The sequence below is a fragment of the Enterobacter sp. MGH 16 genome (assembly GCF_000493175.1).
Classification (GTDB): Bacteria; Pseudomonadota; Gammaproteobacteria; order Enterobacterales; family Enterobacteriaceae; genus Enterobacter; species Enterobacter roggenkampii.
This window is the reverse complement of the sequence record NZ_KI535695.1, coordinates 2852401-2877016: the sequence shown is the minus strand read 5'-3', so window position 1 is coordinate 2877016 and position 24616 is coordinate 2852401. Positions and strand designations below refer to the sequence as shown.

Annotated in this window: 23 protein-coding genes and 6 tRNA genes; 20 read left to right on the top strand and 9 right to left on the bottom strand. The window is 57.6% G+C overall.

The genetic code is table 11. The annotated features are described in order from the left end of the window. Window positions 1-8: 8 nt before the first annotated feature. Genes srlB through srlA form a run of 3 tightly spaced genes read right to left on the bottom strand, consistent with a single transcriptional unit; the run spans window position 9 to window position 1903 of the window. Complete coding sequence (gene srlB, locus L362_RS09340) at window positions 9-371, bottom strand: PTS glucitol/sorbitol transporter subunit IIA (RefSeq protein ID WP_008499554.1); 363 nt, start codon at window positions 369-371, stop codon at window positions 9-11. A 12-nt stretch (window positions 372-383) separates the two neighbouring features. Then, entirely contained in the window at window positions 384-1343 is a 960-nt protein-coding gene (locus L362_RS09345) for a PTS glucitol/sorbitol transporter subunit IIB (RefSeq protein WP_023344788.1), read from the bottom strand. Further along, a complete protein-coding gene (gene srlA / locus L362_RS09350; protein ID WP_003862164.1) occupies window positions 1340-1903 on the bottom strand; it encodes a PTS glucitol/sorbitol transporter subunit IIC in 564 nt (187 codons plus the stop codon). The genes L362_RS09345 and srlA overlap by 4 nt, the downstream gene beginning before the upstream one ends. A gap of 251 nt (window positions 1904-2154) precedes the next feature. Between srlA and mltB the strand changes: the two genes are divergently transcribed. From mltB to L362_RS09450, 20 genes are all read left to right on the top strand, one after another. Further along, window positions 2155-3255: a lytic murein transglycosylase B gene (mltB, locus tag L362_RS09355; RefSeq protein ID WP_008499552.1), complete on the top strand. Its 1101-nt coding sequence runs from the start codon at window positions 2155-2157 to the stop codon at window positions 3253-3255. A gap of 300 nt (window positions 3256-3555) precedes the next feature. Further along, window positions 3556-4209: a metal ABC transporter ATP-binding protein gene (locus L362_RS09360; RefSeq protein WP_023344785.1), complete on the top strand. Its 654-nt coding sequence runs from the start codon at window positions 3556-3558 to the stop codon at window positions 4207-4209. Further along, the gene (locus L362_RS09365) at window positions 4206-5066 is read left to right on the top strand and encodes a metal ABC transporter permease (RefSeq protein ID WP_008499549.1); all 861 of its coding nucleotides are present in this window, start codon (window positions 4206-4208) and stop codon (window positions 5064-5066) included. Before L362_RS09360 ends, L362_RS09365 begins: the two co-directional genes overlap by 4 nt. A gap of 14 nt (window positions 5067-5080) precedes the next feature. Next, complete coding sequence (locus tag L362_RS09370) at window positions 5081-5965, top strand: metal ABC transporter substrate-binding protein (RefSeq protein WP_032637844.1); 885 nt, start codon at window positions 5081-5083, stop codon at window positions 5963-5965. A gap of 130 nt (window positions 5966-6095) precedes the next feature. Next, window positions 6096-6593 carry a nicotinamide-nucleotide amidase gene (gene pncC / locus L362_RS09375; protein ID WP_008499547.1) on the top strand — a complete coding sequence of 166 codons (498 nt, stop codon included), beginning with the start codon at window positions 6096-6098 and terminating at the stop codon, window positions 6591-6593. Window positions 6594-6682: 89 nt separating this feature from the next. Beyond that, complete coding sequence (recA, locus tag L362_RS09380) at window positions 6683-7741, top strand: recombinase RecA (RefSeq protein ID WP_008499546.1); 1059 nt, start codon at window positions 6683-6685, stop codon at window positions 7739-7741. A gap of 68 nt (window positions 7742-7809) precedes the next feature. After that, entirely contained in the window at window positions 7810-8310 is a 501-nt protein-coding gene (gene recX, locus L362_RS09385) for a recombination regulator RecX (RefSeq protein WP_008499544.1), read from the top strand. A 131-nt stretch (window positions 8311-8441) separates the two neighbouring features. Beyond that, window positions 8442-11069, top strand: a complete 2628-nt coding sequence (gene alaS / locus L362_RS09390; protein ID WP_008499543.1) for an alanine--tRNA ligase — start codon at window positions 8442-8444, stop codon at window positions 11067-11069. A 241-nt stretch (window positions 11070-11310) separates the two neighbouring features. After that, a complete protein-coding gene (gene csrA / locus L362_RS09395) occupies window positions 11311-11496 on the top strand; it encodes a carbon storage regulator CsrA (RefSeq protein ID WP_000906486.1) in 186 nt (61 codons plus the stop codon). Between the two features lie 342 nt (window positions 11497-11838). Then, a tRNA-Ser gene (locus tag L362_RS09400) sits at window positions 11839-11931 on the top strand. A gap of 4 nt (window positions 11932-11935) precedes the next feature. Continuing rightward, window positions 11936-12012 (top strand) — tRNA-Arg (locus L362_RS09405). A gap of 64 nt (window positions 12013-12076) precedes the next feature. Continuing rightward, window positions 12077-12153 (top strand) — tRNA-Arg (locus L362_RS09410). A 27-nt stretch (window positions 12154-12180) separates the two neighbouring features. Beyond that, window positions 12181-12257: transfer RNA gene (locus tag L362_RS09415), tRNA-Arg, on the top strand. 27 nt (window positions 12258-12284) lie between these two features. After that, a tRNA-Arg gene (locus L362_RS09420) sits at window positions 12285-12361 on the top strand. 29 nt (window positions 12362-12390) lie between these two features. After that, window positions 12391-12467, top strand: a tRNA-Arg gene (locus L362_RS09425). A gap of 117 nt (window positions 12468-12584) precedes the next feature. Continuing rightward, on the top strand, window positions 12585-13151 hold the full coding sequence (gene yqaB / locus L362_RS09430) for a fructose-1-phosphate/6-phosphogluconate phosphatase (protein WP_008499542.1): 567 nt from the start codon (window positions 12585-12587) through the stop codon (window positions 13149-13151). Continuing rightward, window positions 13148-13576 carry a YqaA family protein gene (locus tag L362_RS09435; RefSeq protein WP_021241956.1) on the top strand — a complete coding sequence of 143 codons (429 nt, stop codon included), beginning with the start codon at window positions 13148-13150 and terminating at the stop codon, window positions 13574-13576. The genes yqaB and L362_RS09435 overlap by 4 nt, the downstream gene beginning before the upstream one ends. 83 nt (window positions 13577-13659) lie before the next feature. Continuing rightward, on the top strand, window positions 13660-15204 hold the full coding sequence (gshA, locus tag L362_RS09440; protein ID WP_023344783.1) for a glutamate--cysteine ligase: 1545 nt from the start codon (window positions 13660-13662) through the stop codon (window positions 15202-15204). Between the two features lie 153 nt (window positions 15205-15357). Then, window positions 15358-15873, top strand: a complete 516-nt coding sequence (gene luxS / locus L362_RS09445) for an S-ribosylhomocysteine lyase (protein WP_008499539.1) — start codon at window positions 15358-15360, stop codon at window positions 15871-15873. Between the two features lie 64 nt (window positions 15874-15937). Continuing rightward, window positions 15938-16702 (top strand): AraC family transcriptional regulator, encoded by a 765-nt coding sequence (locus L362_RS09450; protein ID WP_032638030.1) that lies wholly within the window; start codon window positions 15938-15940, stop codon window positions 16700-16702. Here the strand turns inward: L362_RS09450 and leuA are convergent. The 6 genes from leuA to proX all read right to left on the bottom strand — a co-directional run bounded on the left by leuA (window position 16689) and on the right by proX (window position 24614). Continuing rightward, entirely contained in the window at window positions 16689-18344 is a 1656-nt protein-coding gene (leuA, locus tag L362_RS09455; protein ID WP_023344781.1) for a 2-isopropylmalate synthase, read from the bottom strand. The two genes, L362_RS09450 and leuA, sit on opposite strands and share 14 nt — an antisense overlap. A gap of 195 nt (window positions 18345-18539) precedes the next feature. Continuing rightward, window positions 18540-20087 carry a multidrug efflux MFS transporter permease subunit EmrB gene (gene emrB / locus L362_RS09460; RefSeq protein WP_008502580.1) on the bottom strand — a complete coding sequence of 516 codons (1548 nt, stop codon included), beginning with the start codon at window positions 20085-20087 and terminating at the stop codon, window positions 18540-18542. 16 nt (window positions 20088-20103) lie between these two features. Next, the gene (emrA, locus tag L362_RS09465; RefSeq protein WP_021241959.1) at window positions 20104-21276 is read right to left on the bottom strand and encodes a multidrug efflux MFS transporter periplasmic adaptor subunit EmrA; all 1173 of its coding nucleotides are present in this window, start codon (window positions 21274-21276) and stop codon (window positions 20104-20106) included. Window positions 21277-21402: 126 nt separating this feature from the next. Continuing rightward, entirely contained in the window at window positions 21403-21933 is a 531-nt protein-coding gene (mprA, locus tag L362_RS09470; RefSeq protein WP_008502578.1) for a transcriptional repressor MprA, read from the bottom strand. Between the two features lie 314 nt (window positions 21934-22247). Next, complete coding sequence (locus L362_RS09475; RefSeq protein WP_023325947.1) at window positions 22248-23432, bottom strand: MFS transporter; 1185 nt, start codon at window positions 23430-23432, stop codon at window positions 22248-22250. 186 nt (window positions 23433-23618) lie between these two features. Then, window positions 23619-24614 (bottom strand): glycine betaine/L-proline ABC transporter substrate-binding protein ProX, encoded by a 996-nt coding sequence (gene proX, locus L362_RS09480; RefSeq protein WP_021241961.1) that lies wholly within the window; start codon window positions 24612-24614, stop codon window positions 23619-23621. Window positions 24615-24616 lie beyond the last annotated feature (2 nt).

The window sequence follows — 24616 nt, the reverse complement described above, 5'->3', positions numbered from 1 at the left end:
CTCCTTAATTACGCAACAAATTTTAACGTGCAGCCTGGGGTGACAGCCTGCGGAACCGGGCCCGCTACGTGAACCGTGCCGGGATATTCCGCCTGCGGCTGGCCGTCGAAACGCAGGGTGATGTGGCCCAGCTCGCGCAGGTTTTGTTCAGCGACGTCGCCGACGGCGGTCACGGCATAGCGCGCCTCGCCCAGCTCCAGCTGGCTCCCGGCCTTTAGCTCACCGTTCAGCTCGCCGTGGCAGTGGATGAAGCAAAACTCTTCGATATCCGCAGGCGCCCCTTCGCGAAAGGTGATCAGCATCTGGTCGCTCAGCGCATCCGCCGCGCTCTGGCCGATGCGGGTAATGGTGGTCTGGTAAATCACGGTCATGGCAGGAACCTCTTATTGATAAATAAAGCCGGAGACAAACCAGGCAATCAGCACCGTCGGCGCGCCCGTCAGGAAGCGGCTGACCAGCACGGACGGCACGCCCACGCGCACGGTGTCCTGGCGTGCTTCCGCCAGCGACAGCCCCACGGGAATAAAGTCGCACGCTGCCTGGGCGTTAATGGCAAACAGGGCGGGCAGGGCGAGGTGCGGGGGAATGTTCCCCAGACCAATCTGCACGCCAATCAGCACGCCGATGACCTGAGCAATCACCGCGCCCGGGCCGAGGAACGGCGACAGCAGCGGGAAGGAGCAGATCAGCGCCAGCGTCACCAGCCCAAGCGGGTGGCTGGCGAGCGGGGCGAGGCCATGGGCAATCCAGTCGCCCAGGCCGGAGGCCATGATGATGCCGATCAGCGCCGAGACGAACGCCATAAACGGCAGGATGGTCTTCAGCACCGTGTCGATGGTGTCGCGCCCGGACTGGAACAGCACCGCCACGGCGGAACCCATTCCCATCCCGACCTTTGCCAGCAGGCCGTCGCTCTGCTCGGTAATTTTCTTGCTGGTGTCGTACTCGCGCGGGGCCGCTTTTTGCGGCGCAGACGTCCCCTTCACCAGGGAGATGTTGTCTTCCTTCACGCCTGAGACATAAATGTCTTCGAGGATGTACTGCGCCAGCGGGCCGGATTTCCCGGTGGAGTGAATATTTACCGTCGGAATGCGGCGCTTCGGATAGATGCCGCAGCGCAGCGTGCCGCCGCAGTCGATCACCGCCACGCCAATTTCCGCTTCTGGCGGTTCGCCTTCCTTGAAGCCATCGACCGCTTCCCAGCCCGTCAGCTCGCGCAGCCTGTCGACGATCGCCGGGCGGGTACCCGCGGTGATGTAAACAATCTTTTTGCCTTCGGTGGCGTCGAACTCCAGCGGGCCGCCCCAGCCGCCCGTGCCTTTCTCAATGCGGATCCGGTTCATGCTGTGGCTCCTGAAAGATGGACTTTCTGTTCAAGCTGGATGCCCATTTTTTTCTCGAAAATAGCGGTGGTGAGGTCGGTCACCCAGCCGCGGAAGAAGTTGGTCACCAGACCTACCAGCAGGTAGCTCACCGCCAGCGGGCCGAGCGGCAGGCCAAGCGTGGTAAGGCCGCTGGCGATCCCGAGATAAACGAACAGCTCGCCGGGGTTGATGTGCGGGAACAGGCCGTTCATGGAATGGCAGCTGTAGGAGGCGGCGGCGTAATAGCTCGGCTTGTACTTCTCTGGCATAAAGCGGCCGAGGCTTAAGGTCATCGGGTTGCAGAACACGAAGGTGCCGATAAAGGGCAGTATCAGGTAGCGGGACAGCGGGTTTCCGGCGCAGCGCTGGGCGAAGCGCTCAATGCGCTGCTGGCCGATAAAGTTAATCAGCGCGTTCATGATCACCAGCAGGCTGATCAGCAGGGGCAGGATCCCGGTCACCATGCCGGTGAACACTTCTCCGCCTTTCTGAAACAGCCCGATGAACCACTCGGCGCCGTGGGTGATGGTTTCTATCATTCTTCTCTCCTGTAGGGCGTTTGTTTTTGTCTATCTGTGGCTAATAATAATCACTTTGAAAGGTTTTAAAGTGTTAGTTAGATCTCGCAATGAAAGAAAAATGGATTATTTTGAAAGATAATTGACGTGGTGAATGATTTTCGGGGGAAAAAAGCATGGATTTGCGTTGGGGAGGTGCGTACCGCTTCCTTGAGGTGTTGCGGATGCTTTACCATACTGGGTTCTTATCGAACCCGTTAAATGGATGTCTCATGTTCAAGCGTCGTTATGCAGCGCTGTTGCCTGCGCTTATTCTGCTGTCTGCCTGTAGTAGCAAACCTAAGACCGAAGCCGTTCAGCAAACGGCGGGCGCGCCTTCCGGAGGATTCCTGCTGGAGCCGCAGCACAATATGATGCAGATGGGCGGCGACTTCGCGAATAACCCGGCGGCCGAGCAGTTCATCGATAAAATGGTGAGCAAGCACGGCTTTGACAGACAGCAGCTGCACGAAATTTTGTCTCAGGCCAAGCGTCTGGACTACGTGCTGCGCCTGATGGACAGACAGGCGCCGACGGCCCAGGTGCCGAGCGGGCCAAACGGGGCGTGGCTGCGCTATCGCAAACAGTTCATTACCCCGGACAACGTGCAAAACGGCGTGGCGTTCTGGAATCAGTATGAAGATGCGCTTAACCGAGCGTGGCAGGTGTACGGCGTGCCGCCTGAAATTATCGTCGGAATTATCGGCGTGGAAACCCGCTGGGGCCGCGTGATGGGCAAAACCCGCATTCTGGATGCGCTGGCGACGCTCTCCTTTAACTATCCGCGCCGCGCGGAGTATTTCTCTTCCGAGCTGGAAACCTTCCTGCTGATGGCGCGCAACGAACAGGACGATCCGCTCGATCTGAAAGGGTCGTTTGCCGGCGCGATGGGCTACGGCCAGTTTATGCCGTCCTCCTATAAACAGTATGCCGTCGACTTTAACGGCGATGGCCATATCAACCTGTGGGATCCGGTGGATGCCATCGGCAGCGTGGCGAACTACTTCAAAGCGCACGGCTGGGTGCCGGGTGGCCAGGTGGCGGTGCAGGCGAACGGTCAGGCGCCGGGGCTGGAAAACGGCTTCAAAACCAACTACAGCATTTCGCAGCTGTCCGCGGCAGGCCTAACGCCAACGCAGCCGCTGGGCAATGCACAGCAGGCGAGTCTGCTGCGTCTCGATGTCGGAACGGGCTATCAGTACTGGTACGGGCTGCCGAACTTCTACACCATCACCCGCTATAACCACAGCACCCACTATGCGATGGCCGTATGGCAGCTGGGGCTGGCGGTATCGCAGGCCCGCGTGCCGGCGGCGTCACCGTTTAGTCAGTAAGTTACCCCGACGGGTAGGCCGGGTAAGGCAACGCCGCCACCCGGCATGGCTGCGCGCACGGTGCGGCCTGTTGCCCTCTCCCACGGGAGAGGGCGTTTTGCAGAAACATTTCGCCACACTCCCTTTTCAACCCTGCCATTTACATCCTAACCACCTTTCATTATTGTTATGTTATAACATTTAAATTGGTGCCGAGATGTCAACGTCCCTTTTCTCTCTTTCTGCGCCGGTTCGGCTTTTGCTGGCGCTGGTGCTTATCGTCTTTCTCGGCCTGGCCGTGCGCTGGGCGGTGGCATTGCCATGATCGTGATGAATGAACTGGTTGCGGGTTACGACCACCAGCCCGTCACGCGCGCGCTTTCGGGCGTCATTGAACGCGGCAGCATGACCGCCATTGTTGGGGCCAACGGCTGCGGCAAATCCACACTGCTGAAAACGCTCGCCGGTTTTATCCCACCCGTAAGCGGCGGTTTTCGCTGGCAGGGGAAGCGACCGGTGATTGGCTGGCTGGCACAGCGTCACGCGCTGGAGGCGCAGTTTCCGCTGACCGTGCGCGATGTCGTCAGCATGGGCTGCTGGCCGGGCATTTCGCTGCTTTCCGGGTTTCGTCGCGAAACGCGGTTGCGTATTGCCAGCGCGCTTGAGCGGGTCGGGCTGGCATCCATGGCGTTATCCACCATCGATGAGCTCTCCGGCGGCCAGTTCCAGCGCATGCTGTTTGCCCGCGTCCTGGTACAGCAGGCGCCGCTGGTGATGCTGGACGAGCCCTTTACCGGCATCGATGAAGCCACCTGTAACGTGCTGATGGATGTGATGCTGGAGATGTATATGCAGGGGCAAACGCTGCTCGCGGTACTGCACGACAGCGAGCGCGTGTCGCGCCACTTCCCGCAGACGTTGCGGCTGGATGCTGATGTGCCTCAGTGGAAAACCGAGCGGGTGAGGGTGGCATGATCTGGCACACATTCTTCCAGCCGTTCATCGAGTACGGCTTTATGCGCCGCGCGCTGGTGGTTTGCCTGGCGCTTTCTATCAGCACCACCGCGCTCGGCGTATTCCTCCAGCTGCGCCGGATGAGCCTGATGGGCGATGCCCTTTCTCACGCTATTTTGCCGGGCGTCGCCGTGGGATACCTGCTCAGCGGCCTGTCGCTGCTGGCAATGAGTATCGGCGGTTTTGTCGCGGGCATTACCGTGGCGCTGCTGGCCGGTCTGGTCAGCCGACGCACGCCGCTTAAGGAAGATGCCAGCTTTGCCGGGTTTTATCTTGGCTCACTGGCGCTGGGGGTCACGCTGGTATCGCTTCGTGGGTCGAATGTCGATCTGCTGCATCTGCTGTTTGGCTCCATCCTCGCCGTGGACAACGACGCCGCGCTGTTTGTCACGGGCGTGTGCATGTTCACTCTTATCGTGCTGGCAATGTTTTATCGCGGCCTGGTTACCGAAGCGTTTGACACCGCCTGGCTACAGGTGAACGCCCGCTGGCTGCCCGGCCTGCTGCACGGACTGTTTCTGGCGCTGCTGGTTCTTAACCTGGTGGCCGGTTTTCAGGTGCTCGGCACGCTGATGGCCGTCGGTCTGATGATGCTGCCAGCCGTGGCGGCACGCTGCTGGGTACGCACGCTACCGGCGTTACTCCTGATGGCGGGCATCAGCGGTATTGTCTGCGCATGGCTGGGGTTGAGCCTCTCCTGGGCGATGAGTCTCCCGGCTGGGCCATCCATTGTGCTCACCGCCAGCGCGCAGTTCTTTATTTCCATTTTATTGGGTACGCGAAGCAGGCTCGCTGGCAGTCTGCGGGCGTATTTTTAACGCAAGGGGAAACGATGAAACGTACAGGACTAGTAGTGGCAGTGGCGCTCGCGCTGGGGATGATGTCGCAGGGCGTGATGGCGAAAACGCTGAATGTGGTCACCAGCTTCTCGATACTGGGGGATATCACCCAGGAGGTGGGCGGCGATCATGTGAAGGTGACGACGCTGGTGGGGCCGGACGGCGATCCGCATACCTTCGAACCGTCGCCGAAGGACAGCGCGGCGCTGAGCAAGGCCGATGTGGTGGTGGTGAACGGTCTGGGGCTGGAGGGCTGGCTTGACCGCCTGGTGAAAGCCTCCGGGTTCAAAGGGCAACTGGTCATCGCCTCAACAGGCGTGAAAACGCACACGCTTGAGGAAGATGGAAAGACCGTGACCGATCCGCACGCGTGGAACAGCGCGGCGAACGGGGCGTTATATGCACAAAATATTCTGAACGGGCTGGTGAAAGCCGATCCGCAGGACAAAGCCGCGCTGGAAGCCTCCGGTAAACCCTATATCACGCAGCTCAACCAGCTGGATAGCTGGGCCAAAATGCGCTTTAGCCAGATCCCGCAGGCGAAGCGCAAGGTGCTGACCAGCCATGACGCCTTCGGCTATTTCAGCCGCGCTTATGGCGTAACCTTCATGGCACCTCAAGGACTCTCTTCAGAGAGCGAGGCCAGCGCGGCGCAGGTTGCTGAGATCATCAATCAGATCAAAGCCGACGGCGTAAAAACCTGGTTTATGGAAAACCAGCTCGATCCGCGTCTGGTGAAGCAGATTGCCTCGGCGACGGGCGCGCAGCCAGGGGGAGAACTTTACCCGGAGGCCTTGTCGGCAAAAGGCGGCGTGGCAGACACCTACGTCAAGGCGTTCCGCCACAATGTGAATACCCTCGCCGACAGCATGAAATAACCTCTTCCACGGCCGGTGCGTTTGCACCGGCTTTTTTCTGAAGCCCCCTCGTAAAACCTGAAGCGCATCCCCACATCTGACGAGAAAGTGCTATCTTGTGCAGCACGTTTTTCTGATGCCTGGAGCGAGAATGACTGACCATGAATTGATGCAGCTTAGCGAGATCGTTGGCCTGGCGCTTAAGCAGCGTGGGGCGACAATGACCACCGCGGAATCCTGCACCGGCGGCTGGGTGGCGAAAGTGATTACCGATATTGCCGGCAGTTCCGCCTGGTTTGAACGCGGTTTTGTGACCTACAGTAACGAAGCTAAGGCACAAATGATTGGCGTACGTGAAGCCACGCTGGAACAGCATGGCGCGGTCAGTGAACCGGTGGTCATTGAAATGGCCATTGGCGCGCTCAAGGCGGCGCGGGCAGATTACGCGATTTCCATTAGCGGCATCGCGGGGCCGGACGGCGGCAGCGACGTGAAGCCTGTTGGCACCGTCTGGTTTGGGTTTGCCACGTCTAAAGGGGAAGGGATCACCCGCCGGGAGTGCTTCAGCGGCGATCGCGAAAGCGTGCGCCGTCAGGCAACGGAATATGCGTTAAAAACGCTCTGGCAACAATTTCTACAAAACACTTGATACTGTATGACCATACAGTATAATTGCACCAACAGAACAGAAATCCACGGTGAAGCACAGTCGCTTCTCCCGGCATGACAGGAGTAATAATGGCTATCGACGAAAACAAACAGAAAGCGTTGGCGGCAGCACTGGGCCAGATCGAAAAGCAATTCGGTAAAGGCTCCATCATGCGCCTGGGTGAAGACCGTACCATGGATGTGGAAACGATCTCCACCGGTTCGCTTTCTCTGGATATCGCGCTGGGCGCGGGCGGCCTGCCAATGGGCCGTATCGTAGAGATCTACGGGCCAGAATCCTCCGGTAAAACTACCCTGACGCTGCAGGTGATTGCTGCGGCACAGCGCGAAGGTAAAACCTGTGCGTTCATCGATGCCGAGCACGCGCTGGATCCTGTTTATGCGCGTAAGCTGGGCGTGGACATCGACAACCTGCTGTGTTCTCAGCCGGACACCGGTGAGCAGGCCCTGGAAATTTGTGACGCGCTGGCGCGCTCCGGTGCGGTTGACGTTATCGTTGTTGACTCCGTTGCCGCACTGACGCCAAAAGCGGAAATCGAAGGTGAAATCGGCGACTCTCACATGGGCCTCGCGGCACGTATGATGAGCCAGGCGATGCGTAAGCTGGCCGGTAACCTGAAGCAGTCCAACACGCTGCTGATCTTCATCAACCAGATCCGTATGAAAATTGGTGTGATGTTCGGTAACCCGGAAACCACAACCGGTGGTAACGCCCTGAAATTCTACGCGTCTGTCCGTCTGGATATCCGCCGTATCGGTGCGGTGAAAGAGGGTGAAAACGTCGTCGGTAGCGAAACCCGCGTGAAGGTGGTGAAGAACAAAATCGCTGCACCGTTCAAACAGGCTGAGTTCCAGATCCTCTACGGTGAAGGGATCAACTTCTACGGTGAACTGGTTGACCTGGGCGTGAAAGAGAAGCTGATTGAAAAAGCGGGCGCCTGGTACAGCTACAACGGTGACAAGATTGGTCAGGGTAAAGCGAATGCTATCTCCTGGCTGAAAGAGAACCCGGCTGCGGCGAAAGAGATTGAGAAGAAGGTGCGCGAGCTTCTGCTGAACAACCAGGACTCCAAACCTGATTTCGTAGTCGATGCTGCGGATGCTGAAGAAACCAACGAAGACTTTTAAGTCTCTCGTGTAAAGATGAAGGGCTGCTGATGCGGCCCTTTTTGCATTTCTGATTCTACAGGTTTTTTATGAGTGAACCGACATCACGCCGACCCGCCTACGCGCGCTTGCTGGATCGTGCGGTGCGCATCCTGGCCGTGCGTGACCACAGTGAGCAGGAGCTGCGGCGGAAGCTGTCGGCTCCGGTGATGAGTAAAAACGGGCCGGAAGAGATTGATGCCACGGCGGAAGACTACGACCGCGTGGTGGCCTGGTGCTATGAGCATCATTACCTGGACGACGATCGCTTTGCTTCCCGCTTTCTCGCCAGCCGCGGCCGCAAGGGCTACGGCCCTGCGCGCATCCGGCAGGAGCTGAACCAGAAAGGGGTGGCCCGGGAGTCCATCGAAAAAGCGATGCGCGAGTGCGACATTGACTGGTGCGAGCTGGCAAAAGAGCAGGCCATTCGTAAGTACGGCGAACCGCTGCCGCGTGAATTTTCAGAAAAAGTCAAAATCCAGCGCTTTTTGCTCTACCGCGGCTTTCTGATGGAAGATATTCAGGATATCTGGCGTAATTTTGCCGATTGAACGCATGCGGGATTTTACTTCCCACTAAAGAAAACTTATCTTATTCCCACTTTTTCCAGTAGCTGGTCTGTCCAACGGTTCACCGATACAGGCTGGCTACGACATTTCGTTAGCTTGATTTCAGGATAATTATGAGCAAGAGCACCGCTGAGATCCGTCAGGCGTTTCTCGATTTTTTCCATAGTAAGGGACACCAGGTTGTTGCCAGCAGCTCCCTGGTACCGAACAACGATCCGACTCTGCTGTTTACCAACGCCGGGATGAACCAGTTCAAGGATGTGTTCCTTGGTCTCGACAAGCGTAATTATTCCCGCGCCACAACCTCACAGCGTTGCGTGCGTGCGGGCGGTAAACACAACGACCTGGAAAACGTCGGTTACACCGCGCGTCACCACACCTTCTTCGAAATGCTGGGTAACTTCAGCTTCGGCGACTACTTCAAACACGATGCCATCCAGTATGCGTGGGAACTGCTGACCGGTGAAAACTGGTTCAACCTGCCGAAAGAGCGTCTGTGGGTTACCGTCTATGAAACCGATGACGAAGCCTACGAAATCTGGGAAAAAGAGGTCGGTATCCCGCGCGAGCGTATTATTCGCATCGGTGATAACAAAGGCGCGCCATACGCGTCTGACAACTTCTGGCAGATGGGTGACACCGGTCCTTGCGGTCCGTGCACCGAGATCTTCTACGATCACGGCGACCACATCTGGGGTGGCCCTCCAGGCAGCCCGGAAGAAGACGGCGATCGCTACATTGAGATCTGGAATATCGTCTTCATGCAGTTCAACCGTCAGGCCGACGGTACCATGGAGCCGCTGCCGAAGCCTTCCGTTGATACCGGTATGGGTCTGGAGCGTATTGCCGCGGTACTGCAGCACGTTAACTCCAACTATGAGATTGACCTGTTCAGCACTCTGATCAAAGCCGTTGCCGAAGTCACCGGCGCGACCGACCTGAATAATAAATCGCTGCGCGTTATCGCAGACCACATTCGTTCCTGCGCGTTCCTGATTGCCGACGGCGTTATCCCGTCGAATGAAAACCGTGGCTATGTGCTGCGTCGTATCATTCGTCGTGCTATTCGTCACGGCAACATGCTGGGCGCGAAGGACACCTTCTTCTATAAACTCGTTGGGCCACTGATTGGCGTGATGGGGTCAGCGGGTGACGAGCTGAAACGCCAGCAGGCGCAGGTTGAGCAGGTTCTGAAAACCGAAGAAGAGCAGTTTGCCCGTACGCTGGAGCGCGGTCTGGCGCTGCTGGACGAAGAGCTGGCGAAGCTTAAGGGCGACACCCTGGACGGCGAAACCGCTTTCCGCCTGTACGACACCTACGGCTTCCCGGTTGACCTGACGGCGGACGTTTGCCGCGAGCGTAACATTAAAGTTGACGAAGCGGGCTTCGAAGCCGCGATGGAAGAGCAGCGCCGTCGTGCGCGCGAGTCCAGCGGTTTCGGTGCAGACTACAACGCGATGATCCGCGTTGACAGCGCGTCTGAATTCAAAGGCTATGAGGCGCTGGAACTGACCGGCAAAGTGACCGCTCTGTTTGTTGACGGTAAAGCCGTAGACAGCATCAGCGCGGGCCAGGAAGCCGTAGTCATTCTGGACAAAACGCCGTTCTACGCCGAATCCGGCGGCCAGGTTGGCGATAAAGGCGAGCTGAAAGGCAATGGCTTTAGCTTCAGCGTGACCGACACCCAGAAATACGGTCAGGCGATTGGCCACCAGGGCAAACTGGTTTCCGGTTCTCTGAAAGTGGGCGAGGGCGTCCAGGCTAACGTTGATGAAGCTCGCCGCGCGCGCATTCGTCTGAACCACTCGGCAACCCACCTGATGCACGCTGCCCTGCGCGACGTACTCGGTACCCACGTTGCACAGAAAGGTTCTCTGGTTAACGACAAAGTGCTGCGCTTCGACTTCTCGCATTTTGAAGCGATGAAGCCGTCTGAAATCCGCGCGGTGGAAGATCTGGTGAACGCGCAGATCCGTCGTAACCTGCCAATCGAGACCCACATCATGGATCTCGAAGACGCGAAGAAAAAAGGTGCGATGGCGCTGTTTGGCGAGAAATACGACGAACGTGTTCGCGTGCTGAGCATGGGCGACTTCTCTACCGAACTGTGCGGCGGTACACACGCCTCGCGCACCGGTGACATCGGCCTGTTCCGCATCGTTTCCGAGTCGGGTACGGCGGCAGGCGTGCGTCGTATTGAAGCGGTGACTGGTGAAGGCGCGATTGCCAGCCTGCATGCGCAGAGCGATCAGCTGCACGACATCGCGCAGCTTCTGAAAGGCGATAGCCAGAACCTGGGCGAGAAAGTGCGCGTTGCGCTGGATCGTACTCGCCAGCTGGAAAAAGAGCTGCAGCAGCTGAAAGAGCAGGCTGCGGCGCAGGAGAGTGCAAACCTCTCCAGCAAGGCTGTAGACATTAAGGGCGTCAAACTGCTGGTCAGCGATCTGGCGGGCGTTGAGCCTAAGATGCTGCGTACTATGGTCGACGATCTCAAGAACCAGCTTGGTTCTACCGTTATCGTGCTGGCGACAGTGGCAGAAGGTAAGGTTTCTCTGATTGCGGGCGTCTCTAAGGATGTGACTGACCGCGTAAAAGCAGGGGAACTGATTGGTATGGTCGCTCAGCAGGTGGGCGGCAAGGGTGGCGGTCGTCCGGACATGGCGCAAGCCGGTGGTACGGATGCGGCGGCACTTCCTGCGGCATTAGCCAGCGTTGAAAGCTGGGTAAGCGCGAAACTGTAATAACTACAAAGCACAAGCTGACGCCATAGCGGTAACGTTATGGCGTCTTGTTCACTGTGCTATCGATAACGATAAAGTCAGGTTGAGTTTGTGTATATCGGCTAAACTTACGTTTAACAGAATGTGATGCCGTGACTGCTTACACTTTACGTGTTTGTCATCGCTTACTTTTTGGCGTTATATGATGGATAATGCCGGGATACAAGAGACCCGACTCTTTTAATCTTTCAAGGAGCAAAGAATGCTGATTCTGACTCGTCGAGTTGGTGAGACCCTCATGATTGGGGATGAGGTCACCGTGACAGTTTTAGGGGTAAAGGGTAACCAGGTACGTATTGGTGTTAACGCTCCTAAAGAAGTATCTGTCCACCGTGAAGAGATCTACCAGCGTATCCAGGCTGAAAAATCCCAGCAGTCCAGTTACTGATATTGTCGCGTCTCGCTGTCGGGCGAGACGCAACCCTCCCGCTATTTTTCCTGCTCAAAGTTACCGTTTAATTTCAATCGCTCTCTTTTTGACCACTCCGCTACCCTTATCTCGTCCCAACACTGTTCTTTCCGCATCAGTTTTCTGCGAAGATGCCTGCAAAATCCGCTTATAAAACACCCTCTTTGCGGATTTTACATGCGAATTGCGTGTGATTTGTGCAAACGATAAAAGCTTTTGGAAAATTGTTTGACTTATAAGTCCCAGAAAGTAATATATGCGCCACGCAGCGACGAGAAGCTCTTGACGAGTTGCTCGAAGCACTCGAAAGAGGCGTTGTGTGGTGAGGTGGCCGAGAGGCTGAAGGCGCTCCCCTGCTAAGGGAGTATGCGGTCAAAAGCTGCATCCGGGGTTCGAATCCCCGCCTCACCGCCATTTTGCATCCGTAGCTCAGCTGGATAGAGTACTCGGCTACGAACCGAGCGGTCGGAGGTTCGAATCCTCCCGGATGCACCATCTATTACTTCATATTGCTTTAGAAGTGATATGAACATCGAGCAGTACAGTAGTAAATCCCGATGCATCCGTAGCTCAGCTGGATAGAGTACTCGGCTACGAACCGAGCGGTCGGAGGTTCGAATCCTCCCGGATGCACCATTACTGTTTCTAAAAGCATTTCCCGATGCATCCGTAGCTCAGCTGGATAGAGTACTCGGCTACGAACCGAGCGGTCGGAGGTTCGAATCCTCCCGGATGCACCATTACTGTTTCTAAAAGCATTTCCCGATGCATCCGTAGCTCAGCTGGATAGAGTACTCGGCTACGAACCGAGCGGTCGGAGGTTCGAATCCTCCCGGATGCACCATTTACTATTTCTGAAAGCAGTACCCTGATGCATCCGTAGCTCAGCTGGATAGAGTACTCGGCTACGAACCGAGCGGTCGGAGGTTCGAATCCTCCCGGATGCACCATCTTCTCCTTCTTTGTTTATTCCTTCGACGTTCCGTCAGCAATCACTCTCTCTGTCAGCGACAAAAACCACCATTTACGATAAAGTAATGCTTTGTTAATCGGTTAGCGAGAGCACGATGTACGCACAGTATGACGGTTTGATCTTCGATATGGATGGTACCCTCCTGGACACCGAACCCACGCATCGTCAAGCCTGGACCGACGTCCTGGGCCGCTACGGCATGCGTTTCGACCTTCAGGCGATGATCGCCCTCAACGGCTCCCCCACCTGGCGTATTGCGCAGGCCGTGATTGAACTGAATCAGGCCGATCTCGACCCGCACCTGCTCGCGCGCGAAAAAACCGATGCGGTAAAAGCCATGCTTTTAGATACGGTACGTCCGTTACCACTGATTGATGTGGTAAAAGAGTGGCACGGGCGTCGCCCGATGTCGGTGGGGACGGGCAGCGAAAGCGCGATTGCAGAAGCCTTGCTCAATCATCTTGGCCTGCGCCACTATTTTTCTGCCGTGGTCGCCGCCGATCATGTTAAACGTCACAAGCCCGCACCGGACACCTTCCTGCTTTGCGCAGAATTAATGGGCGTCCCGGCGGCAAAGTGCGTCGTGTTTGAAGATGCCGATTTTGGGATCCAGGCCGCGCGTGATGCCGGAATGGATGCGGTGGATGTACGCTTACTGTGAGTGACGCGCTGTCACTTGCCTCATTATTCGCCAGCAGTTTTCTCAGCGCCACGCTGTTACCGGGCAATTCGGAAGTGGTGCTGGTGGCGATGCTGTTGTCCGGCGTGAGTCAGCCCTGGCTGCTTGTAGTAATAGCAACAATGGGTAATAGCCTTGGAGGGCTGACTAACGTTATTCTTGGGCGTTTCTTTCCGCTGCGTGAAAAATCGCGCTGGCAGGAAAAGGCAGTCGGCTGGCTAAAACGCTATGGCGCTGCCACGCTGTTATTAAGCTGGATGCCTGTAATAGGCGATTTACTGTGTCTGCTGGCGGGATGGATGCGCATCTCCTGGGGACCGGTGCTCTTTTTTTTGTGCCTTGGCAAGGCGTTGCGCTATGTTCTCGTGGCGTGGGCAACACTACAGGGTATGACGTGGTGGCACTAATTGGTGGAATGAATACGCGACCTTCAATCGTCAACCATTACAATTATGCTGAGTAACATTACTTTGACAGGCGGGAGGTCAATTTGATCCCGGACGTATCTCAGGCGCTGGCCTGGCTGGAAAACCACCCTCAGGCATTGAAGGGTATTCAGCGTGGTCTTGAGCGTGAAACGCTGCGCGTTAACGCGGACGGCAGTTTAGCGACGACGGGTCACCCGAAGGCGTTAGGCTCGGCGCTGACACATAAATGGATCACAACCGATTTCGCTGAAGCGCTGCTGGAGTTCATCACCCCAGTAGAGGGTGATATTGATCATATGCTGACGATTATGCGCGATATCCATCGCTACACCGCGCGCACTCTCGGCGATGAGCGTATGTGGCCCCTCAGCATGCCGTGCTATATCGAGCAGGGGCAGGAGATTGAGCTGGCACAGTACGGCACGTCAAATATCGGCAGGCTGAAAACGCTCTACCGTGAGGGGCTGAAGAACCGCTACGGCGCGCTGATGCAGACCATCTCTGGCGTGCACTACAACTTCTCGCTGCCAATGGCGTTCTGGCAGGCGAAATGCGGTGAAACGGATAAAGACGCGATCTCTGAAGGCTACTTCCGCCTGATCCGCAACTACTACCGTTTCGGCTGGGTGATCCCGTATCTGTTCGGCGCGTCGCCGGCTATTTGCTCATCCTTCCTGCAGGGAAAACCGACGACGCTGCCGTTCGAGAAGACCGACTGCGGAATGTACTATCTTCCGTACGCCACCTCTCTGCGTCTGAGCGATCTCGGCTATACCAATAAATCGCAAAGCAATCTCGGTATTACGTTTAACGAATTGCACGAATATGTGGCAGGATTGAAGCGGGCGATCAAAACCCCGTCGGAAGAGTACGAAAAAATCGGCCTCGAAAAAGACGGTAAGCGTCTGCAGATCAACAGCAATGTCCTGCAGATTGAAAACGAGCTGTATGCGCCAATTCGTCCTAAGCGCGTGACGCGCAGCGGCGAAACCCCGTCGGATGCGCTGCAGCGCGGCGGGATCGAATACATTGAAGTGCGCTCGCTGGATATCAACCCGTTCTCACCGATTGGCGTTGATGAACAGCAGATTCGCTTCCTGGATCTGTTTATGGTCTGGTGCGTGCTGGCGGATGCGCCGGAAATGAGTTCAGACGAACTGCTCTGCACCCGTACAAACTGGAACCGCGTGATTCTGGAAGGGCGTAAACCGGGCCTGACGCTGGGTATCGGCTGCGAAACGGCACAGTTCCCGCTGACGAAAGTCGGCAAAGATCTGTTCCGTGACCTGAAGCGTGTTGCCCGGACGATGGACACCATCGACGGCGGCGACGCGTATCAACAGATTTGCGACCAGCTGGTGGCGTGCTTTGATAACCCGGAACTGACGTTCTCAGCGCGCATTCTGCGTTCTATGATTGATCAGGGCATTGGTGGTACGGGGCGCTCACTCTCGGCGGAGTACCGTGAAATGCTGATCCAGGAGCCGTTAGAAATCCTGAGCGAATCAGATTTTGTCGCGGAACGCGAAGCGTCCGTTGTGCGTCAGAAAGAGGTTGAAGCGGCGGATACCGAGTCGTTTGAGGCGTTTCTGGCGAAGCAGGCTTAAGCAGAAAAGAAAAAGGCCACATCGCTGTGGCCAAAATATACATCTCTGAATTCAGGGATGATGATAACAAATGCGCGTCTTTCATATACTCAGACGCGCATTCTGTAGAAGAGTTCAGTTTATTTTAAAAAAAATCACTATCGGAGGTGACGTATGCCGTTATTAGATAGCTTTACTGTCGACCATACCCGTATGGAAGCACCTGCAGTCCGCGTGGCGAAGACCATGCACACCCCGCACGGCGACACGATCACCGTCTTCGATCTGCGTTTCTGCGTGCCAAACAAAGAAGTGATGCCGGAGAAAGGCATTCATACGCTGGAGCACCTGTTCGCTGGCTTCATGCGTGACCACCTGAACGGCAACGGCGTTGAGATCATCGATATCTCTCCGATGGGCTGCCGTACCGGTTTCTACATGAGCCTGATTGGTCAGCCTGAAGAGAAACGTGTTGCAGATGCCTGGAAAGCGGCCATGGAAGACGTGCTGAAGGTGAAAGAGCAGAACCAGATCCCTGAGCTGAACGTTTACCAGTGCGGCACCTACCAGATGCACTCTCTGGAAGAAGCGCAGGAGATCGCGCGCCACATCATCGAACGCGACGTTCGCGTGAACAGCAACGAAGAGCTGGCCCTGCCGAAAGAAAAACTGCAGGAACTGCACATCTAGTATTGTGCCTGTGGATGCCCGGTGGCGCTTCGCTTACCGGGCCTACATTGTGTTGGTGCCTCCTTTGACCACAACCTTAACCTTCTCATTTACCCACCGACCCCTCGTTCCGTTTGCCCATGATTACGTTCATGGTGACAGCGAACCCTGGCACAAGCACGACTGCGCGCAGCTGCTGCACACCCTGAGCGGCGTGGTAAGGGTGGATACCGCATCGGGCTGTTGGGTTGTGCCTCCCGGTCGCGGCGTCTGGCTGCCTGCGGGCACGCAGCATTCCCTGCGCATTACCGGCAACGTTGCGGCGCGAACGCTGTTTATCGATCCGCTGGCGCGGGCCGATCTTCCCGCCACCTGCCAGATCGTGCAGATCGCGCCGCTGCTGCGCGAGCTGATCCTCGTCTCCCTTGCGTTGCCTGAATCGTACTCACCCGGAAGCCGGGATGAACGCGTCTATGAACTGATTCTCGATGAAATCCGCACTATGCCGGTGCTGCCGTTTCACCTGCCGGAGCCGGAAAGCGAGGCGCTACGTCGCCTGTGCCTGCAAATCCGACAAAACCCGGGGGAAAGCTGGAGCAGCGCGCAGGTTGCGAGCATGATGAACATGAGCGAGCGCACGCTGAACCGTCATTTTCAACAGCAGACGGGTTTAAGCTACGGCGAGTGGTTGAGAAGGGCGCGTCTGCTGGAAGCCTTAGTGCGGCTGGCGCAGGGCCAGCCGGTATTGCGCGTGGCGCTGGATCTGGGGTATGGGAGCCACAGCGCCTTTACGGCAATGTTCCGTCGGGTGATGGGCGTCTCCCCCAGCGATTACTTTAAGAACGACTGACGGCGTTAAAGAGCGCCTGAAGCGACGCGCGCGCCACGTCGCTATCAATGCCCACGCCCCAGCGGCTGCTGCCGTCCTGGAACAGGCAGCGAATGTACGCCACCGAGCGGCTGTCGCTGCGTTCGCCTAACGTATGCTCGTGATAATCCTTAATCACGAACGGGGCGTTGACCCAGCGGCTCAGGCCGTGAGCGGCGGCGGAGAGCAGACCGTTGCCGTGACCTTCCAGCTGGCGCGTTCCTCCCTGTGTGGCGACGCAGGCCGTCAAACGCAGCTGGCCGTCCTGCTGGCTGTCGCTGCGGTAGGATTGCAGCGCATAATGCGGCGTGGCCACCAGACCGTAGCGGGTGCGAAACAGCTGCCACAGCGCATTTTGCGTCATCTCTTTTCCGTGACGGTCGGTTTCCTGCTGCACGTGCTGGCTGAAATCCTGCTGCAGGGCGCGGGGCAGTTTCAGACCATGATTCTGTTCGATCAGCCACGCGCTGCCGCTTTTCCCTGACTGGCTGTTCACGCGGATCACCGCTTCGTAGGTGCAGCCGATATCCTGGGGATCGACGGGCAGGTAAGGCATCTCCCAGCGATCGCCAGGCCTGCGGGCATCAAAGCCTTTTTTGATTGCGTCCTGGTGCGAGCCGGAGAAGGCGGTATAGGCCAGCCGTCCTGCCCACGGATGGCGCGGGTGCACCGGCAGCTGATTGCAGGTTTCCACCACTTCCACCACCCGGTTCATATCGCTAAAGTCCAGAGTCGGGCTGATACCCTGGCTGTAGAGGTTCATCGCCAGCGTCACCAGGCAGACGTTGCCCGTGCGCTCGCCGTTACCGAACAGACAGCCCTCCACGCGGTCAGCCCCCGCCATTACGGCCAGCTCCGCGCAGGCGACGCCGGTACCGCGGTCGTTATGCGGATGCACGCTGATGCAGACATCGCGGCGGCGGCTGAAGTGGCGACAGAAGTACTCGATCTGGTCGGCATAGACGTTCGGCGTGCTCACTTCGACGGTGGCGGGTAAGTTGATCACCATCGGGCGTTCGTCGCAAGGCTGCCAGATCTCCGCCACGGCTTCACAAATCTCCAGCGCAAATTCCGGCTCGGTAAAGCAGAAGGTTTCCGGAGAGTATTCGTACTGCCAGCGGGTTTCAGGGTTCTCTTCACAAAGCTGGCGGATAAGCCGCGTGGCGCGGGTGGCCAGCTCAACGATTTGCGCTTTCTCCATGCCGAATACCAGGCGGCGGAACAGCGGAGCGGTGGCGTTATACAGATGCACGGTCGCCTGCTTCGCGCCGCGCAGGGATTCAAAAGTGCGATGGATGAGATCTTCCCGTGCCTGAGTGAGCACCTGAATCGTCACGTCATCCGGGATGCGGTTCTCTTCAATCAGCTGGCGAACGAAATTGAAATCCGTCTGCGAGGCGGAAGGAAAGGCAACTTCAATCTCTTTAAACCCGCAGCTTAACAGCAGGTCCCAGAACTGCAGCTTGCGCGTGCTGTCCATCGGTTCGGCCAGAGCCTGGTTTCCGTCGCGCAGGTCGGTCGAGAGCCAGCGCGGCGCGCGGGTGATGCGTTGCTCCGGCCAGCGACGGTCGGGCAGGGAAAGGGTGGGAAAGGGTTGGTACTTGTCGGCGGGTGTGTTCAGCATGATGCGCTCCTGTTGTCTTTTCACTATCGTGAATCGATTTCAGGCGCGCTGCTTTATCGGCACTGACAATGGCTGTCGCGTTCTGGACACGGTGGCAATGGTTGCCCGGTGGCGCTGCGCTTACCGGGCCTACGGATGTGTCAGTTATCGTAGGCCGGGTAAGGCGTAGCCGCCACCCGGCAACCCGCGCACAAACTAGTGCGCGCCGCCACCGCCACCACCGGCACCAAACGGCGGTCTGGCAAACCACACCAGCCCCAGCAGGACGATAAAGATCCCTGCCGATATCCAGAAAATTTCGTTGGCCGAGATAATCAGTCCCTGGTTGGTGATCTGCTGGGCAATCCAGCCGGACGCCTGCTGCTCCGTCATCCCCATTCCCTGCAGCTGACTGTACATCTGCTGTGCGTTAGGGTTGAACGGGTTCACCGCTTCGGTCAGCTGCGCGTGGTGCATTGATTCGCGGTTTGTCCACAGGGTGGTGGTGATCGACGTCCCGATAGAGCCCGCCAGCGTACGGGTGAAGTTCGACAGGCTCGACGCGGCCGCCAGACGCTCGGGCGGCAGGCCAGAGAGCGTGATGGTGGTCAGCGGCATAAAGAAGCACGCCACCGCAAAGCCCTGAATGAACTGCGGCCACGCCGAGGCGCCAAAGTCCATTCCCGGCTCAAAGGTATACGCACGCCAGTAGAAGCACACCGCGTACATGATGAAGCTGAACGTCACCAGCCGACGCATGTCGAGCTTATGGGCGAAGCGGCCAATAATCGGCGACAGCAGGACCGGGATCACCCCGACAGGTGCCGACGCCAGACCCGCCCAGGTGGCGGTATAGCCATACACCTCCTGCAACAGCTGCGGCAGCAGAACAATCGCGCCGAAGTAGAGCATATAGGCGAGGCTGATACACAGGCAGCCGATGGTGAAGTTTCGCGACTTAAAGAGCGAGAGATCGACGATCGGGTTGTCGTCCGTCAGCTCCCAGACGATCAGGAAGCTTATCGACACCACCGCGACAATGGTCAGGATGATGATCTCCTGCGAGTTGAACCAGTCGAGCTCTTTACCGCGGTCGAGCATGATCTGCAGACTGCCGATACCCAGGATCAGCAGCGCCAGCCCGATGCTGTCGATACGGCGCTGTTCGGTGCGCGTCTCTCGTCCCCGCAGCGACTGCAGCGTCATCAATACCACGACGGCGCCAATCGGTACGTTGATGAAGAAGATCCAGCCCCAGTGGTAGTTATCGCTGATGTACCCGCCCAGAATCGGTCCGCAGATAGGCGCGACGATAACGGTCATCGACCAGAGTGCCAGCGCGACGGAACGTTTTGCGGGAGGGTAGTTGCTCAGCAGCAAACTCTGGGAGAGCGGGATCAGCGGCCCCGCGACAATCCCCTGAATGACGCGGAAGAAAATCAGCATCGTCAGGCTGCTGGACATGCCGCACGCCCACGAGGCCAGAACAAACGCCACCGTGGACCAGAGGAACAGCTTCACCTCACCGACGCGCTTTGCCAGCCAGCCGGTGATCGGAATGGAGATGGCGTTTGCCACCCCAAACGAGGTAATGACCCAGGTCCCCTGGCTCAGCGACGAGCCAAGGTTACCGGCGATGGTCGGGATCGCCACGTTTGCGATGGTGGAGTCCAGCACCTGCATGAATGTCGCCAGCGACAGCGCGATGGTCATAATGACCAGCTGCGCGCCTTCCAGCGGTTTTTGCGGCTTTTGCTGTTGCATAACGCTCACCTTCGGATTAACCGGCGTTTGCCTTCACGATGTCATCGATCAGCTTGTTGACCGGATCGAGGCTAATTTCACGGGCGTTACTTTCATAAACCGGGCTGCTACGCACCTGGCTTGCCAGGATCTGACCGTCGCGGTTGGCGGTGTCAACCGTCACCAGCGTGGAGAGGCCGATACGCAGCGGGTGATCCGCCAGCTGTTTGGCATCCAGTTCGATACGCACGGGCAGACGCTGTACGACTTTGATCCAGTTACCGGTGGCGTTCTGCGCAGGCAGCAGGGAGAAGGCGCTGCCGGTCCCCATATCCAGACCCACCACTTTGCCGGTGTACTTCACGTCATCGCCATAGATGTCGCTGACAACCGTCGCGGTCTGGCCGATACGCATATGCGCAAGCTGCGTCTCTTTAAAGTTGGCATCGACCCACAGGTTGTCTGCCGGCACGACCGCCATCAGCGGCGTGGTTGGGCTGATCTGCGCCCCTGGCTGGACGGAACGACGGGAGACATAGCCGGTCATTGGGCTGACGATTTTAGTACGCTGCAGGGCAAGCCACGCGTTGCGGACTTCAGTCGCTGCCTGCTGAACGGCAGGCTGGTTTTCCAGGCTGGTGCCCAGCACCATCGCCTGGTTGGCGTTGTACTGCTGAATGGCCACGTCCAGCTGTGCCTGAGCGCTGGCGACGGCGTCGCGGGCGTGCTGCAGCTCTTCACGGCCAATCAGGTTGGCGGTGCCGAGCGGCACGCGGCGGTTCAGATCGCTCTGCGCCTGCGCGAGTGCGGTTTTCTGCACGTCGATGTTGGCCTGCAGCTGCTTGCTGTTGATCATCAGCTGGCGGGTCTGACGAACGCTGGAGGCCAGCGCGGTCTGCGCTTTTTCAAACGCCTGCTGGGCGTCGGTTGGATCGAGCGTCACCAGCACATCGCCTTTTTGCACAAAGTCGGTATTGTCAGCCCAGACTTTCGTCACGCTGCCCGACACCTGCGCCATAATTTGTACCTGGTTCCCTGCCACGTACGCGTCGTCAGTCTCTTCAGCATGACGCAGTACTAAAAACCAATAGATCCCATATGCCACGGCAATAATGATAAAGAGCAAGGTCAACAGAAGAAGGGCGCTCTTACGTTTGCCTTTCTTGTTGGCCGGTTGCTGCGGGGTAGTGCTCTCCGCATTTGCGCTCATTGTTGTTCTCCACGATCTTCTTATTTTCACATCGGCTGAGCCGACCTGTTGTCAGAAAGGCCAGCAGTGTGACGTGCTGGCCTGTCGGTTTTCTTATAAATCTGGATTGTTGAGCGTGTCGTCGCGTTAGCGCAGCGCCTCAAGAACGGCGCCTTCTTCATCCATCTGGTCCAGACGGGTGAGCAGCTTGCGAGTGATGTGCTCAAGCTGGTCGCGCTCGGCGGTGCTGAGAGCGGACCAGAGTTTGTGCAGGCAATTGTGCTGAGGTGGCAGCACCTCGCGCAGGAATTCGTGACCTTTATCGGTCAGTTGCAGATGCAGGCAGCGGCGATCGTTATCGCTTTCACGGCGCTCAATCCAGCCGCGCTTTTCCAGCTCATCGGCAATTCGGGTGGCGTTTGTGCGGGAGGAGCCCAGCGCGCAGCTCAGCTCAGAAGGCTGAATGCTGTGGTTTTCCTGAGACTCCAGCGTGATCAACGCCATAAACAATGTCTCGTTAATCCCTTGAGCTTTCAGCATTTTATTGCGGTTTTCCAGTAGCTTACCCTGCATGTGCATGCACAGGCGAGTCAGCAGGATTTCCTGATACGGGAAGTCCTCATGGCGACTGGCGCGGAATTTAAGCATTTGTTCAATGGGCGTAAACGAACTATCCATTTGGGCATAACCTCATTAATTACAGCCGATATAGTAACGATAGTGACAAATAATGTAAATGAATTATTTGTGCGGTTATATCCGACAAATTAATGTCACCATCAGAAAGCGCCGGGTAAGTCCGTGACCCGGTGAGCACAGAAAGCGTAGGGGATGAACCCGCTGAAGAGAGGATGTGAGGACGGGGGTCTGAACTATTCATGCCGATTGTAAATATGTCACCCACATTAAAATTTCTGGGATAAATGATTACGTTTACATTAACAGAGTGAGGGGCCCCTTTACACCCTAAGAGGCCCAAAGCAATGTAAAACTTAGTGAATTGCATCCTGGCGATGGTACCCGCGCCACCATACAAGCAGGTTAATCGTGGCGACGATGGCGCCAATTGCACATACCCCTGACCAGCCAGCATGCTGCCACGCCGAGGCGGAAATGAGCGAGCCCGCCGCGCCGCCAATAAAGTAGCTGGTCATGTACCCGGCCGTCAGGCGGTTACGCGCCTCCGGCTTCACGCGATAGATGACGGTCTGATTGGTAATGTGAACGCCCTGCACGGTGAGATCGAGTACCAGGATACCGACGATCAGCGCCAGCACCGAGACGTGCCCATACCAGATTGCCGCCCAGGAGAGCAGAAGTAACACCAGCCCCGCGGAGGTTGTCAGATGGGATTTGCCCTTGTCGGCCAGCCCGCCTGCGGGGCGCGCGCCCAGTGCGCCTGCGGCACCGGCCAGGCCGAACAGGCCAATCACCCCTTCGGAATAATTAAACGGCGGCGCGGCCAGCAGAAACGCCATCGACGTCCAGAGAATGCTGAAGTTGGCGAAGGTGAAGCAGCCCAGCAGGGCGCGGGTGCGCAGAAGTTTATCCTGGGTAAACAGGCTGAAAACGGAGGCCAGCAGCTGCGGGTAATTCAGGTGATTTTCCTGCTTCACTTTTGGCAGCCCGCGCCACAGCGCCAGCGCCATGACGACCATCAATACGCTCGCCACCCAGTATACGGTGCGCCAGCCGCCGAGGCTTGCCAGCAGCCCGGCGACGGTACGCGCCAGCAAAATCCCCAGCAGCAGGCCGCTCATGATGGTGCCCACCACCTTGCCACGTTTTTCCGGTGAGGCGAGGGTCGCGGCGAGCGGCACCAGGATTTGCGCCACCACGGAGAACAGCCCCGTCAGCGCGGTACCGATAATCATCATCGTCAGCGACTGGCTGCTGGCGGTGATCAGCATCCCGCCGGCGGCCAGAAGCGTCATGGAGACGATCAGCATCCGGCGTTCAAACATATCGCCAAGCGGCACCAGGAACAGCAGCCCGGCGGCATAGCCGAGCTGGGCGGCGGTGACGATAAAGCCTGCGGAACTGGCGGAGAGATTGAACGCGCGGGCGATGGTGTCGAGAAGAGGTTGTGCGTAGTAGTTACTGGCGACCGCCAGACCCGTTGCCACGGACATTAAAAGGATGAGTGCGGGGCTAAGCCCTTGAGTGGTTTTTGTCATTAGTTTCAGGAATCGTTAGTGAAGTGATTATTTTTCCGGAAACCATAATAGCCAATGATTGTGAATGTGGGGGGATTGTTACGTGCTGGATTGTGCGGTTTAGGTCGGGTGCGGTCTGATCCCCTCACCCCGGCCCTCTCCCAGTGTGTACGATCCGGGGAGAGGGTTAGGGTGAGGGAAAAGGTTTTATTTCTGCGCCGCCAGCGCCGCTTTCACCCAGCCGTCAAACTGCTGCTGGTGGGCCTTGATCCAGCCGTCGACGTGGCCTTTAACATCCGCCTCAGACGATTTGCCCGCGTGCATCATCGCGTTCTGGGCGTTGATGTCCGCCAGCGGCAGCTTCATCACCGAGAACAGCTTCGCCGCCGCCGGGTTTTTCTCCGCCCAGGCTTTGTTCGCCACGATATGCATGGTGTTCACCGGGAAGCCGTAGTTCATGCCGTTCGGCAGTTTGGTGTCGATATCTTTCTGCTCGCCCGGCAGGGAGGAGAACGGCACCTGCAGCCACACCACGTCTTTACCCGGCTTCAGCACGTCGCTCACCCAGTACGGCGTCCAGGTGTAGTAGATCACCGGTTTACCCTCTTTGAAGCGGGCAATGGTGTCGGCCATCATCGCTGAATAGTTGCCGTGGCTCACGTCGACCGTTTTCGCCAGATCGAACGCCTTGTTCTGGTGGTTAATCACCGCTTCGCAGCCCCAGCCCGGCGAGCAGCCCATCATGTCGGCCTTGCCGTCACCGTTGGTGTCAAACAGTCTGGCGATCTTCGGATCCTTCAGCTGTTCGATGTTGGTGATGTGGTACTGGTCGGCGGTTTTCTTGTCGATCAGGTACCCCTGCGCCGCGCCGGTGACAAAGGTGCCTTCACGGTAGAATTTCTTGTCGCCACCGGCGGCGGCATACATGTCGTCATGCAGCGGCTGCCAGTTTACGGCGGTAAAGGTGGCGTCACCGGAGGCAATCGAGGTGTAGCCCACGTTGTAATCCACTTCGCTCGGCGTGTTAACCGTATAGCCCAGTTTTTCCAGCGCCCGGCTGACCAGCAGGGTCTGGAAGCTCTCTTCCGAAATAGTGCTCTGCACCGGCTGCACGGTAATGCCTTTGCCCGGCAGGTCAGCTGCGAACGTGCTGGTGGAGACAAGGGTGGCAAACGCTGTGGCAAAAAGTACGTTATGTCGCATCG

Coding starts and splice junctions, on each gene's coding strand:
- srlB (WP_008499554.1), bottom strand. CDS start 371: ATGACCGTGATTTACCAGACCACCATTACCCGCATCGGCCAGAGCGCG.
- L362_RS09345 (WP_023344788.1), bottom strand. CDS start 1,343: ATGAACCGGATCCGCATTGAGAAAGGCACGGGCGGCTGGGGCGGCCCG.
- srlA (WP_003862164.1), bottom strand. CDS start 1,903: ATGATAGAAACCATCACCCACGGCGCCGAGTGGTTCATCGGGCTGTTT.
- mltB (WP_008499552.1), top strand. CDS start 2,155: ATGTTCAAGCGTCGTTATGCAGCGCTGTTGCCTGCGCTTATTCTGCTG.
- L362_RS09360 (WP_023344785.1), top strand. CDS start 3,556: ATGATCGTGATGAATGAACTGGTTGCGGGTTACGACCACCAGCCCGTC.
- L362_RS09365 (WP_008499549.1), top strand. CDS start 4,206: ATGATCTGGCACACATTCTTCCAGCCGTTCATCGAGTACGGCTTTATG.
- L362_RS09370 (WP_032637844.1), top strand. CDS start 5,081: ATGAAACGTACAGGACTAGTAGTGGCAGTGGCGCTCGCGCTGGGGATG.
- pncC (WP_008499547.1), top strand. CDS start 6,096: ATGACTGACCATGAATTGATGCAGCTTAGCGAGATCGTTGGCCTGGCG.
- recA (WP_008499546.1), top strand. CDS start 6,683: ATGGCTATCGACGAAAACAAACAGAAAGCGTTGGCGGCAGCACTGGGC.
- recX (WP_008499544.1), top strand. CDS start 7,810: ATGAGTGAACCGACATCACGCCGACCCGCCTACGCGCGCTTGCTGGAT.
- alaS (WP_008499543.1), top strand. CDS start 8,442: ATGAGCAAGAGCACCGCTGAGATCCGTCAGGCGTTTCTCGATTTTTTC.
- csrA (WP_000906486.1), top strand. CDS start 11,311: ATGCTGATTCTGACTCGTCGAGTTGGTGAGACCCTCATGATTGGGGAT.
- yqaB (WP_008499542.1), top strand. CDS start 12,585: ATGTACGCACAGTATGACGGTTTGATCTTCGATATGGATGGTACCCTC.
- luxS (WP_008499539.1), top strand. CDS start 15,358: ATGCCGTTATTAGATAGCTTTACTGTCGACCATACCCGTATGGAAGCA.
- leuA (WP_023344781.1), bottom strand. CDS start 18,344: ATGCTGAACACACCCGCCGACAAGTACCAACCCTTTCCCACCCTTTCC.
- emrB (WP_008502580.1), bottom strand. CDS start 20,087: ATGCAACAGCAAAAGCCGCAAAAACCGCTGGAAGGCGCGCAGCTGGTC.
- emrA (WP_021241959.1), bottom strand. CDS start 21,276: ATGAGCGCAAATGCGGAGAGCACTACCCCGCAGCAACCGGCCAACAAG.
- mprA (WP_008502578.1), bottom strand. CDS start 21,933: ATGGATAGTTCGTTTACGCCCATTGAACAAATGCTTAAATTCCGCGCC.
- L362_RS09475 (WP_023325947.1), bottom strand. CDS start 23,432: ATGACAAAAACCACTCAAGGGCTTAGCCCCGCACTCATCCTTTTAATG.
- proX (WP_021241961.1), bottom strand. CDS start 24,614: ATGCGACATAACGTACTTTTTGCCACAGCGTTTGCCACCCTTGTCTCC.